The sequence below is a fragment of the Pseudomonas sp. Irchel 3H3 genome (assembly GCF_900187635.1).
GTDB lineage: Bacteria > Pseudomonadota > Gammaproteobacteria > Pseudomonadales > Pseudomonadaceae > Aquipseudomonas.
The window spans coordinates 118,840-130,740 of the sequence record NZ_FYEC01000015.1; the positions used below are offsets into that span (position 1 = coordinate 118,840).

Genomic DNA, 11,901 nt, shown 5'->3' on the forward strand with positions numbered 1-11,901 from the left:
CACTGGAGCATGACTCATGATGAGTCATCCAGTTGCCCGCCCGCTGAATCGGGGGCTATGGGTAAAAGGACTTTTATGAATACCCGAAGATGTTTTTACAGAGGGGGATTGGCCATTGCCCTGGCCCTGTTACTGAGTGCTTGTGCCTCGGTACCCAGGAGCGAGTCGGTCAATACCCTCGATCAACTGCTCAATGATCCAGTCCTGGAGGGCTCCCTGGTCTCTCTGACTGTTCGCGATGCCGATACAGGAGCCTCGCTCTATCAGCGCAATGGCATGACGCGGTTGCTGCCAGCCTCCGGCCTGAAGCTCCTGACCACGGCAGCCGCCATGGAGGTGCTGGGTGCCGAATTTGGTTTTTCGACTCAGGTGTTGACTGCTGGACAGTTGAAAGGCGATCGACTGGACGGCGACCTATACCTTCGAGGTAGCGGCGACCCGAGCATTCAGGCCGAGGATTACCAGCGGTTGGCCGCTGACCTGGCCGCACTTGGCATAAAGCGTGTCAGGGGTAATGTGCTCATCGACGACACCGCGTTCGATTCCGTCAGGCTGGGAGTCGATTGGGCCAATGATGATGAAAGTGCTGCCTATGCGGCGCAGATTTCGGCTCTGAGCCTGTCTCCCGACAGTGATTTTGATGCCGGCACGGTTATCGTCACCGCCCGCGCCACCGTTGAGGGCGACCCGGTCGTCGTCAATATCCACCCGGCAAACACGATTATGACGGTTACCAACAGTGTGACCATCGGTGCTGCCAATACCCTCAGGGTCAGTCGTGAACATGGCAGCAATCGACTGTTGGTCAGCGGGACATTGCCAGCCGGCACCGCTGCTCGCAAATGGGTCAGTGTCTGGGAACCGACCCGTCTGGTGGCGGATGTTTTCCATCGGGCCCTGATAGCCCAGGGTATAAAGGTCGATGGGCGCACGGTGATCGGAGTGACCACTCCCTCAGGCGCAAGGCCGTTGGCCGCTCATGACTCGTTGCCTTTGGCGCAGTTGCTGACACCCCTGCTCAAGCTATCGAACAACAACATGACAGAAGTTTTACTTAAAACGATGGGGCGTAGCACCGGCAATGTGGGTACTGCCGAGTCTGGCATCGCCGTGGTCAACAGCTTCTTGCAGCGGCACGGGCTTCAGGGCAGCGCGATTGTTCAGGTCGACGGATCGGGCTTGTCCCGACGCAACCTGATTTCGACGCAAAGCCTGACGGATCTGTTGTTACGTGTGCGTCATCAACCCTGGTTCGACTACTGGTATGCGGCACTGCCGATTGCAGGCAACCCTGAACGGATGCTCGGCGGTACCTTGCGTAATCGTCTGCGTGGAACCTTTGCGCAGGATAACTTGCACGCCAAGACCGGAACGATGACTGCGGTTTCGTCGTTATCCGGATACCTGCGCAGCGTAGAGGGACGTGCGCTGGTATTTGCCATGATTTCCAACAACTACCTGGCCGAAGGTGCTGCAGTTAAAAGTCTGGAAGACAAGGTCGCCGTGGCCCTGACCCAATGGAGTGACTGAGCTCAGATGCGCGACAACGCCTGGCGGTAGTCGCCGGGCGTGCCGTGCATGGCCTGGCGGAAGCGGTTGGTGAAGTGGCTGGCGCTGGCAAAACCGCAGGCCAGGGCAATCTCGCCCAAGGGTTGCCGGGTGCTGCGCAGCAGGTACCGGGCCTGGGCCAGGCGGCGGGCCAGCAGGTATTGATGGGGCGGCAGGCCGAAGCTTTCACGGAACATCCGCGCAAAGTGGTACTCCGACAGCGCGCACAGGGCCGCGAGTTGGCCAAGGCTGATGGACTGCTCCAGATGACTGTCGATGTACTCCACCAGCAGCCGTCGTTGATGGGCGGCCAGGCCACCCTTGAGTCGCAGCCCCTGACGCAGGCCAACCTGGTTGAGCAGGGTGTGGCTGAGCATTTCGTGGGCCAGGCTGCTGGTCAGCAGGCGCTCGCCGGGTTCATCCCAGTCCAGGGCGATCAGTTGGTGAAAGCGTCGGGCCTGCAACGGGTCGTCAAGAAAGGTGCCTTCGCGCAGGTGCAGCGCACGGGGTTCGCGATCGAGCAGGGTGACGCAGCCGAGGGCGAACTGTTCCTGGCTGAAGTACAGGTGGGCCAGGCGGATTTCACCGTTGATCACCCAGGCCGACTGATGTTCGGCGGGTAACACGCAGAGCTTGTTCGGGCCGCCCGTGGTACCAGGCTGTTCGCGGCGGAAGGTCCCGGTGCCACCGGCCAGGTAGCAGGACAGGGTGTGATGCCCCGGGGCTTGGTAATCCTGGGCGTCGTGATAGTTGCTCCACAGGGCTGCAGCCATGCCGTCACCGAGCTCGGCGCTGTGCTCGAGACGAGCATGGGGCGAGCGGTTGAGGGCTTGAAACACTTGCAGGGTTTCCAGTGCGGGCATGATCGTTTCTCCAACGTCTTGCATCCTACTCCGTCGGCCTTTCGGTGCCAGCCCGGCAACGGATAAAAGCGCAAGTTTATGCAAGCGCGCCACACGCCTGCGGCACAGACTGAAGGCCATCTTCAGGAGTTGCCGCCATGAACCTCTCGTTATACCTGCTGACTGTGCTGATCTGGGGCACCACCTGGATCGCCTTGAAACTGCAATTGGGGGTCGTGGCCATACCGGTGTCGATTGTCTATCGCTTTGGCCTGGCCGCCCTGGTGTTGTTCGTGATCCTTCTGCTCAGTCGCAAGCTACAGGTAATGAACCGTCGTGGGCACCTGATCTGCGTGGCCCAGGGGCTGTGCCTGTTCTGCATCAATTTCATGTGTTTCCTCTATGCCAGCCAGTGGATCCCCAGCGGCCTGGTCGCCGTGGTGTTCTCCACCGCGACGCTATGGAATGCGTTGAATGCGCGGGTGTTCTTCGGCCAGAAAATCGCCCGTAACGTGCTGATGGGCGGGGCACTGGGCCTGGGCGGGTTGGGGTTGTTGTTCTGGCCGGAGCTGGCGGGGCACACTGCCAGCCCGCAGACGCTGTTGGGCTTGGGCCTGGCGTTGCTCGGTACGCTATGTTTTTCGGCGGGCAACATGCTCTCCAGCCTGCAACAGAAAGCCGGCCTCAAGCCCCTGACCACCAACGCCTGGGGCATGGCCTATGGGGCGGCGATGCTGTCGCTGTACTGCCTGGTCAAGGGCATTCCCTTCGACATGGAATGGAACAGCCGTTACATCGGTTCGCTGTTGTACCTGGTGATTCCGGGGTCGGTAATCGGTTTTACCGCTTACCTGACGCTAGTTGGGCGCATGGGCCCGGAGCGTGCGGCCTATTGCACGGTGCTGTTTCCGGTGGTGGCGTTGAATGTCTCGGCGTTCGTCGAGGGTTATCAATGGACTGCGCCGGCACTGGCCGGCCTGGTGCTGGTGATGCTGGGCAACCTGCTGGTGTTTCGCAAACCCGCTGTGCGGATCAACCCGGTCAAAGCCGGTCTGGCATGAGCAGGGCCGTGTGTTAGTTGTCGTTATCCAGCGACAGATAGATTAACGCGGGAAACATATATTCGAGATTACTGCGGGCCCAATCGAAGGCGTTGCGGTTAGTCGAGTATTCCATGTCAAACCATTCGTTGAGAATGATGATGTACATGACGTAGTAAACAGTGATGGCAGTGGTCAAACCGACGATTGCCATTTTTTTTGCGCTGCGAAACTCCTTATGGCTGGCATTGATGTTTCGATAAAGCTGATAGGTGCCAATCAGGCAGCATAGTGTAAAGATGGTTTCCAGGGTGATGATCGTCCAGTAGAAACGATGATGGAACAACTTCGATGTTACGGCCCTGTAGCGTCGTGAGTCGTTGCCTTCGGTGCCCGTCATGCTGAGGATGTCACCGACATATTCGTAGTAGGCCGTATAGTCGGTGTAGTTGTTGATAAGGGTAAATATTCCGAACACGCCGGCCATTAATACAACTAGTATTTTGCTGCGCCGTATTGCGCAAATAGTGGTGAATTTTGTCATGCGCGTTATCTCCGATTGTTAGCCGCATTTAATGCGCTTTTTTGTGCTAGTCGAAGTTATAACGCGCGTGCGAAAGTTTGTCGCGAGGCGAGTGGCGACTTTTGTCGCTTGATGTTGTGCGGTCGTTAGTTGGTTAGTTGTTGTGGCAGGTCGAAGTAGTCCGCGTAGTGGCGCATGAAGTTGGCGGCACGTATGCAACAACGTGCCGCCGGCCCCTCATCCTTGCCACACCTGCGGGTTGACCAGGTCTTGCGGCCGTTCGCCCAGTAAGGCGCTGCGCAAATTGGCCAGGGCGCGGTTCGCCATGGCGTCGCGGGTTTCGTGAGTGGCGGAGCCGATGTGCGGCAAGGTCACGGCGTTTTTCAGGGCAAACAGCGGCGACTGTGCCAGCGGTTCCTTTTCATAGACGTCCAGCCCCGCCCCGCGGATCCGGTTGTCTTGCAGGGCCTGGATCAATGCCGCTTCATCGACCACCGGACCACGGGAAATATTCACCAGAATTGCGCTGGATTTCATCAGGTTCAGTTCACGATGACTGATCAAATGGCGAGTCTTGTCGCTGAGCGGCACCACCAGGCAGACGAAGTCGGCTTCGGCCAGCAATTGCTCGAGGCTACGAAATTGCGCGCCCAGTTCCTGTTCCAGTGCGCTCTTGCGGCTGTTGCCGCTGTACAGGATCGGCATGTTGAAGCCCAGGCGGCCACGTCGGGCAATGGCCGCGCCGATATTGCCCATGCCGACAATGCCCAGGGTCTTGCCGTGCACATCACAACCGAACAGCGGCGCGCCGACACTGGCTTGCCATTGCCCGGCCTTGGTCCAGGCGTCCAGTTCGGCGACTCGCCGAGCGCTGCTCATCAGCAGGGCGAAGGCCAGGTCGGCGGTGCTTTCGGTCAGCACGTCCGGGGTGTTGGTGAGCATGATCCGGCGTTCGTTGAAGTAGTCCAGGTCATAGTTGTCGTAGCCCACCGACACACTGGAGACCACTTGCAGTTGCCCGGCGTTTTCCAGTTGCGCCCGGCCCAGCTTGCGTCCGACGCCGATCAGGCCGTGGACGTGGGGCAGGGCTTCGTTGAACTGGGCGTTGATATCACCCTGCTTGGGGTTGGGCACGATCACGTTGAAGTCTTGTTGCAGGGACTCGACCATGGCAGGCGAGACACGGCTGAAGGCAAGGACAGTCTTTTTCATCGCAGGAAGGCTCGTCATGCGGGGGAGAATGCCAAGCAAGCTATCATTCTTGCTGGGGGTTGCGCGAGTCCCGGGGTGATTTGGATAGCCTCGGTAGACGTGGCTTAGGGTTGCGCCCTTTTTCTCTAATGTGGGAGCGGGCTTGCCCGCGATGGCGATCTCTGCCGGCAATCCCCCCAATCCCCCGTAGCAGCTGTCGAGCCCGCGAGGCTGCGTTCGAGGACGCAGTCCTCGCCGCGTTTCACTTACCGACGGTGCAGGTGAATCAAGCGCGCAATCAGTTGCTGAGCCGCGCCCCACTCAAACTGCCACTGAGCTCATACGCCGTCAGTTCCGCCTGATGGGCTGCGAGAATTTCCGGAAGAGAGCCCCGCAGGTATTCCACCCAGGTCTTGATCTTGGCATCCAGGTACTGGCGCGACGGGTAGATGGCGTACAGGTTCAGTTCTTGGGAGCGGTAGTTGGGCATCACCCGTACCAGCGTGCCGTTGCGCAATCCTTCAATCGCCGCGTACACCGGTAGCACGCCTACCCCCATGCCGCTGGTGATCGCGGTTTTCATCGCATCGGCGGAGTTCACCAGGAACGGCGAGCTGTTGATGGTGACCATTTCCTGGCCTTCGGGGCCGTCGAACAGCCATTTTTCCAGGGGGATCACCGGGCTCACCAGGCGCAGGCAGGCGTGGTTCAGCAAGTCGCTGGGCTTGTGTGCGCAGCCATTGGCTTTGACGTAGGCCGGTGAGGCACAGACGATGCTGTAGGTGATGCCCAGGCGCTGGGAGACGAAGCCTGAGTCCGGCAGTTCGCTGGCGAGCACGATGGACACGTCGTAGCCCTCGTCCAGCAGGTCCGGCACGCGGTTGGCCAGGGTCAGGTCGAAGGTCACGTCGGGGTGGGTCTTGCGGTAACGCGCAATCGCGTCGATCACGAAGTGCTGGCCGATCCCGGTCATGGTGTGCACTTTCAACTGCCCGGCCGGACGCGCATGGGCGTCGCTGGCTTCGGCCTCGGCTTCTTCGACATAGGCCAGGATCTGTTCGCAGCGCAGCAAATAGCGTTTGCCGGCTTCGGTCAGGGCAATGCGCCGGGTGGTGCGGTTGAGCAGGCGGGTTTGCAGATGGGCCTCAAGGTTGGAGACCGCGCGCGAGACATTGGCTGTGGTGGTATCAAGCTGCACGGCGGCGGCGGTAAAACTGCCGGCCTCGGCGACACAGCTGAAGGCGCGCATGTTTTGCAAAGTGTCCATGGGGAGCTCTCAAGGGAGATGGCAAATTGTGACACGAAGTTACAAGGTTCAGGCATTCAACCAAGGGATTATCTCGCTAACGGTAACAAAGATTCACAAGATTCCCAGCTTATCGCCGCGCAGGCCCAGCCCTAGAATCGTGCCGATTGGAAATCTCCCCCTCCTCAGGAATTTGCAGCAGTGCCGCGTCGCATCAACAGAGAGTTGAAGACTCTCAGTGTCTGGGCTTTATCGTTAGCAATCAGCGGCTGCATCGGAACCGGAGGTATTGCCCCACAAGGCAAGGCACTCGATGCCAATACATTGGCCACAGATGTCGCCATCCAGAGCGCGATCCAGGATGCTCACTGGCCCAGCGCCCAGTGGTGGCAGGCCTATGGCGATCCGCAGCTCAATGCCTGGGTCGACCTGGCTTTGCAGGGTAGCCCAAGCATGGCCATGGCCGCGGCGCGAGTGCGCCAGGCCCGGGCCATGGCCGGGGTGGTGGAATCCGCCGAGTCGTTGCAGGTCAACGCCGACAGCACCCTCAAGCGCCACAACTGGCCCACCGATCAGTTCTACGGCCCGGGCGAGTTGGCCAACTCCACCACCTGGGATAACAACGCCGCACTGGGTTTCAGCTACGCGCTGGATCTCTGGGGGCGCGAAAGCAATGCCAGCGAGCGAGCCGTCGACCTGGCCCACATGAGCGCCGCCGAAGCGCGCATGGCCCAGCTCGAACTGCAGAACAACGTGGTGCGGGCCTACATCCAGCTTTCCCTGCATTACGCCCAGCGCGACATCATCGCGGCGACCCTGGCCCAGCAACAACAGATTCTCGATCTGGCGCAAAAGCGCCTGGACGGCGGCATCGGCACCCATTTTGAAGTCAGCCAGGCGCAGACCCCGTTGCCGGAAACCCATCGCCAACTGGACGCGCTGGACGAAAGCATCGCCCTGAGTCGCAACCAGCTCGCAGCCTTGGCCGGCAAGGGCCCGGGGGAGGGCGCGCGTTTGCAGCGTCCGACCCTGGCCCTGGGGGCGCCATTGAAGCTGCCGTCGGCGCTACCGGCGCAATTGCTCGGGCAACGTCCAGACGTGGTTGCCAGCCGCTGGCAGGTAGCGGCCCAGGCGCGCGGTATCGAGGTGGCGCACGCCGGCTTCTACCCCAATGTCGACCTGGTCGGCAGCCTCGGCTACATGGCCACCGGCGGTGGGGCGCTGGAGTTCCTGACCGGCAAGAAACTCAACTACAGCGTGGGCCCGGCGATCTCCCTGCCGATCTTCGACGGTGGGCGCCTGCGTGCGGAGTTGGGTGAGGCCGCGGGCGGTTATGACCTGGCCGTGGCCAAGTACAACCAGACCCTGGTCAATGCACTCAAGGGCATCTCCGATCAGTTGATCCGCCGTGAATCGATGGACAAGCAGCAAGATTTCGCTGCCGAGTCGGTGGCTGCCGCGCAGAAAACCTATGACATCGCGATGATCGCCTACCAGCGCGGCCTGACCGACTACCTCAATGTGCTCAATGCGCAAACCCTGCTGTTGCGCCAGCAACAGGTGCAGCAGCAGGTCCAGGCCGCACGCTTGAGTGCCCACGCCGAACTGGTCACAGCCCTGGGTGGTGGCCTCGGAACCGGCGCCGATGCGCCCGCCGAGGGCCAACTGCAGGCGCCGCCCACCCCAGCCATTCTTTCTGCCCTCGACCACTGACAGGACACCATGACTCCCTTGCCTGCACCACTGCGCTGGCTGTACGCCCTTGACTGGCGCCGTGGTTTTTTCGACTGGGCACGCAGCGACGGCGTGACCTGGGTCTACATCTTCAAGGTGCTGATAGCCGCATTCTTGACCCTGTGGCTGGCCATGCGCCTGGAGTTGCCGCAACCGCGTACGGCGATGATCACGGTGTTCATTGTCATGCAACCGCAGAGCGGCCAAGTGTTTGCCAAGAGTTTTTACCGCTTCCTCGGGACCCTGGCGGGCTCGGCGGTAATGGTCGGGTTGATCGCCTTGTTCGCGCAGAACACCGAGCTGTTCCTTGGCGCCCTGGCGATCTGGGTCGGGATCTGTTCGGCGGGTGCGGCGCGTTATCGCAACTTCCGCGCCTACGGTTTTGTGCTCGCCGGCTATACCGCCGCGATGGTCGGCCTGCCGGCCCTGGCGCACCCGGAAGGGGCGTTCATGGCGGCGGTATGGCGGGTCCTGGAAATCTCCCTGGGGATCCTCTGCGCGACCTTGGTCAGCGCCGCGATCCTACCGCAAACCGCCAGCGCTGCGATGCGCAATGCCTTGTACCAACGCTTCGGGGTGTTCGCCCTGTTCGTCACCGACGGCCTGCGCGGGCGCAGTCAGGCCGACAGCTTTGAACGGCGCAACGTCGGTTTCATCGCCGAAGCCGTGGGCCTGGAAGGGCTGCGCAGCGTCACGGTGTTCGAAGACCCGCACATGCGGCGGCGCAACGGTCGGCTCAGTCGCCTGAACAGCGAGTTCATGGGCATCACCACCCGTTTCAATGCCTTGCACCAGTTGCTTGAGCGCCTGCGTGGCAGCGGCGCCGACCAGGTGATCGCGGCGATCAAGCCAGGCTTGCAGGACCTTGCCGAATTGCTCGACGGCTTTTCTGGCCGGGCCCTGACCCATGCCGATGCGGCGCGCCTGGCGAAGCAACTGGCTGACTACAAGGATGGGCTGAGGGCGCGAGTGCGTAGCCTGCGCGCGAGCTTCCAGGAGAGCGCGCCAAGCGACGCCGATCAACTGGATTTTCATACCGCCTATGAGCTGCTCTATCGGTTTGTCGACGAGCTGCACAGCTATGCCCAGACCCACGCCTCGCTGGCCGAGCACAGCCACGAACGCGAGCAGTGGGATGAGCCCTACACCCCGAAAACCAACTGGCTGGCCTCGGCCGCCTCGGGGATTCGGGCCGCGTTCATCCTGTTGGTGCTGGGCAGCTACTGGGTCGCCACGGCCTGGCCGAGCGGTGCCACCATGACCTTGATCGCGGCGGCCACGGTGGGCCTTTCTGCCGCCACGCCGAACCCCAAGCGCATGGCCTTCCAGATGGCCTGCGGCACATTGCTGGGCGCGTTGATCGGCTTCGTCGAGATGTTTTTCATCTTCCCCTGGATCGATGGTTTTCCGCTGCTGTGCGTGATGCTGGCACCGGTGATCGTGCTCGGCTCGTTCCTCTCGTCACGGCCGCAATATGCCGGGGTTGGCCTGGGCTTGCTGATCTTCTTCAGCACCGGCTCGGTGCCGGACAACCTGACGATCTACAACCCCTACACCTTCATCAACGATTACATCGCCATGGTCATGGGCATGCTGGTGTGCGCGGCAGCCGGGGCAATCATTCTGCCGCCCAACAGCCGCTGGTTGTGGCGCCGCCTGGAGCAGGACCTGCGCGGGCAAGTGGTGTATGCCATCAGCGGCAAGCTCAAAGGCCTGGCATCGAGTTTCGAAAGCAGCACCCGCGATTTGCTGCACCAGGCCTATGGCCTCGCGGTCGGGCAGCCCCAGGTGCAACGGGATCTGCTGCGCTGGATGTTCGTGGTGCTGGAAGTCGGCCACGCGATCATCGAGTTGCGCAAGGAGCAGGCGATCCTGCCGGTGCATCCGGCCTATGCCGAATCGCAACCCTGGCGGCAGGCGATCCGGGTCATGGGCCGCGCCTTGGTGCGGCTATTCCTGCAACCGGGGCAGAGCAACCTGGAGCGCGCACTGGTAGCCGTCGATCATGCCATCAGCCGAGTCCAGGCCGCCGACGAACCCTTCGCCCCGCACTTCGACACCTCGCCGCTGCGCCGGGTGAAGAGCTACCTGCATTTCATCCGCACTTCGCTGCTCGACCCGCAATCGCCGCTGGCCGCCCTGCAAGGACCTGACCATGCCTCGTGAAATTGCTTTCCATGGCGTCTACATGCCGACCATGACCCTGATGTTTTTCATCGCCGCGGCACTGGCCTGGGCGCTGGATCGGTTCTTGTCCGGGTTCGACCTGTACCGTTTTTTCTGGCACCCGGCGCTGTTGCGCCTGAGCCTGTTCATTTGCTTGTTCGGCGCCTTGGCGCTGACTGTCTACCAGTGAGACCGCTTCGATGAAAAAGCTTTTCAGCCTGCTCGCTACCCTGTTGGTGCTGGCCCTTGCGATGTGGATCGGCCGGACCCTCTGGGTGCATTACATGAACACCCCCTGGACCCGCGATGGCCGGGTACGTGCCGACATCATCAACGTCGCCGCCGACGTCAGCGGTGAAGTGGTGGACGTACCGGTGCGCGATAACCAATTGGTGAAACGCGGCGACCTGTTGATGCAGATCGACCCCGAGCACTACTTGATCGCGGTCAAGCAGGCGCAGTCGCTGGTGGCCTCGCTTAAGGCCACCTGGGAGATGCGCAAGGTCAACGCCCACCGGCGCGCCGACCTCGACAACCTGGTGATCTCGCGCGAGAACCGTGACGACGCCAGCAACATCGCCGACTCGGCGCTGGCGGACTACCAGCACGCCCAGGCGCAGCTGGAAGCAGCGCAACTGAACCTCAAGCGCACCAAGGTGCTGGCTGCGGTGGACGGCTATGTCACCAACCTCAACGTGCATCGCGGCGACTACGCGCGCATCGGCGAGCCGAAAATGGCGGTGGTCGACATGAACTCGTTCTGGGTCTACGGCTTCTTCGAAGAAACCAAACTGCCCCGGGTGCGCGTCGGCGATCAGGCCGACATGCAGTTGATGAGCGGAGAAGTCCTCAAGGGCCATGTGGAAAGCATTTCCCGCGGCATCTACGACCGCGACAACCCCGAGAGCCGTGAACTGATCGCCGACGTCAACCCGACCTTCAACTGGGTACGCCTGGCGCAACGGGTGCCGGTACGGATCCACATCGACGAGGTCCCGGAGGGGGTGCTGCTGGCAGCGGGAATTACCTGCACCGTGGTGGTCAAGCAGACGCCGTGAGGTTTCTGGCTTGCGATATCGCGGCGTAGGTATCTACACAACTGTGGTGCGACGTTGCACCTGTGGGCCTCTGGGGTGTTGGATTAGGCGGAGTACATATCCATTTTTGCGGTAACGGCTGATTTGGGTTCCGCCTGACGGCGGCTCACTTTTGAGAGCGCAAAAGTAAGCAAAACGCTCTTACCCCACCACTCGGTGCCTCGCTTAGGCTCGGCATGCCCGTACTCCGACATTGATTTGGGGGGCCGCCGCAATGGGCCCTCCCTGGCCCAGTGCGGCTAAACCGGCGTCCTGCCGGTTTACCCCCCAAATCAATATCGGATTCCGGCCAGCGTGGTTAACGGGCGCCCAGGATCAAAAACAAAGCGAGGCGGCCTAAAAGCCGACCTGATCACTGCGGCATGCGCGGTGTGGCTTCTACTTCCTACGGCGTTTTTCAAGGTAGTTGTCGTGTCGCCCGTCTTGCTAGGCGACCTTCACGACAACTGTCAGCTCCCTTTCGGGGTTGAGATACACCGTCCCGATAGGGTTCCAGTTGCGTGTCTCACCTGAC

General features: G+C 61.3%; 10 protein-coding genes. 6 read left to right on the forward strand and 4 right to left on the reverse strand.

Annotated features, from left to right (window positions below):
* The first annotated feature begins 75 nt into the window (after nt 1-75).
* Nucleotides 76-1,530 (forward strand): D-alanyl-D-alanine carboxypeptidase/D-alanyl-D-alanine-endopeptidase, encoded by a 1,455-nt coding sequence (gene dacB / locus CKW24_RS17485; RefSeq protein WP_095169418.1) that lies wholly within the window; start codon nt 76-78, stop codon nt 1,528-1,530.
* A gap of 2 nt (nt 1,531-1,532) precedes the next feature.
* Here dacB and CKW24_RS17490 read toward each other — a convergent pair whose 3' ends face one another.
* Nucleotides 1,533-2,411, reverse strand: a complete 879-nt coding sequence (locus CKW24_RS17490; protein ID WP_095169419.1) for an AraC family transcriptional regulator — start codon at nt 2,409-2,411, stop codon at nt 1,533-1,535.
* A gap of 137 nt (nt 2,412-2,548) precedes the next feature.
* Here CKW24_RS17490 and CKW24_RS17495 point away from each other — a divergent pair, with 137 nt between their 5' ends.
* Complete coding sequence (locus CKW24_RS17495) at nt 2,549-3,451, forward strand: DMT family transporter (protein WP_095169420.1); 903 nt, start codon at nt 2,549-2,551, stop codon at nt 3,449-3,451.
* A 13-nt stretch (nt 3,452-3,464) separates the two neighbouring features.
* Here CKW24_RS17495 and CKW24_RS17500 read toward each other — a convergent pair whose 3' ends face one another.
* From CKW24_RS17500 to CKW24_RS17510, 3 genes are all read right to left on the reverse strand, one after another.
* A complete protein-coding gene (locus tag CKW24_RS17500) occupies nt 3,465-3,974 on the reverse strand; it encodes a DUF2165 domain-containing protein (protein WP_095169421.1) in 510 nt (169 codons plus the stop codon).
* 216 nt (nt 3,975-4,190) lie between these two features.
* Entirely contained in the window at nt 4,191-5,165 is a 975-nt protein-coding gene (locus CKW24_RS17505) for a D-glycerate dehydrogenase (protein ID WP_095169422.1), read from the reverse strand.
* A 277-nt stretch (nt 5,166-5,442) separates the two neighbouring features.
* On the reverse strand, nt 5,443-6,411 hold the full coding sequence (locus tag CKW24_RS17510) for a LysR family transcriptional regulator (protein WP_095169423.1): 969 nt from the start codon (nt 6,409-6,411) through the stop codon (nt 5,443-5,445).
* A 180-nt stretch (nt 6,412-6,591) separates the two neighbouring features.
* Here CKW24_RS17510 and CKW24_RS17515 point away from each other — a divergent pair, with 180 nt between their 5' ends.
* From CKW24_RS17515 to CKW24_RS17530, 4 genes are read left to right on the forward strand one after another with little or no spacing between them, the layout of a single operon-like run.
* Nucleotides 6,592-8,103, forward strand: coding sequence for an efflux transporter outer membrane subunit (locus CKW24_RS17515; protein WP_095169424.1), 1,512 nt, complete (start codon nt 6,592-6,594; stop codon nt 8,101-8,103).
* Nucleotides 8,104-8,112: 9 nt separating this feature from the next.
* Entirely contained in the window at nt 8,113-10,290 is a 2,178-nt protein-coding gene (locus CKW24_RS17520) for an FUSC family protein (protein ID WP_095169425.1), read from the forward strand.
* Nucleotides 10,280-10,480, forward strand: a complete 201-nt coding sequence (locus CKW24_RS17525) for a DUF1656 domain-containing protein (protein WP_095077709.1) — start codon at nt 10,280-10,282, stop codon at nt 10,478-10,480. Before CKW24_RS17520 ends, CKW24_RS17525 begins: the two co-directional genes overlap by 11 nt.
* A gap of 10 nt (nt 10,481-10,490) precedes the next feature.
* Entirely contained in the window at nt 10,491-11,348 is an 858-nt protein-coding gene (locus tag CKW24_RS17530) for an HlyD family secretion protein (RefSeq protein WP_095169426.1), read from the forward strand.
* Nucleotides 11,349-11,901 lie beyond the last annotated feature (553 nt).

Excerpts from the sequence above, each read along its gene's own strand:
- CKW24_RS17520 (WP_095169425.1), top strand. The coding sequence starts at position 8,113 with ATGACTCCCTTGCCTGCACCACTGCGCTGGCTGTACGCCCTTGACTGG.
- CKW24_RS17510 (WP_095169423.1), bottom strand. The coding sequence starts at position 6,411 with ATGGACACTTTGCAAAACATGCGCGCCTTCAGCTGTGTCGCCGAGGCC.
- CKW24_RS17525 (WP_095077709.1), top strand. The coding sequence starts at position 10,280 with ATGCCTCGTGAAATTGCTTTCCATGGCGTCTACATGCCGACCATGACC.
- CKW24_RS17495 (WP_095169420.1), top strand. The coding sequence starts at position 2,549 with ATGAACCTCTCGTTATACCTGCTGACTGTGCTGATCTGGGGCACCACC.
- CKW24_RS17490 (WP_095169419.1), bottom strand. The coding sequence starts at position 2,411 with ATGCCCGCACTGGAAACCCTGCAAGTGTTTCAAGCCCTCAACCGCTCG.
- CKW24_RS17505 (WP_095169422.1), bottom strand. The coding sequence starts at position 5,165 with ATGAAAAAGACTGTCCTTGCCTTCAGCCGTGTCTCGCCTGCCATGGTC.
- CKW24_RS17500 (WP_095169421.1), bottom strand. The coding sequence starts at position 3,974 with ATGACAAAATTCACCACTATTTGCGCAATACGGCGCAGCAAAATACTA.
- CKW24_RS17530 (WP_095169426.1), top strand. The coding sequence starts at position 10,491 with ATGAAAAAGCTTTTCAGCCTGCTCGCTACCCTGTTGGTGCTGGCCCTT.
- dacB (WP_095169418.1), top strand. The coding sequence starts at position 76 with ATGAATACCCGAAGATGTTTTTACAGAGGGGGATTGGCCATTGCCCTG.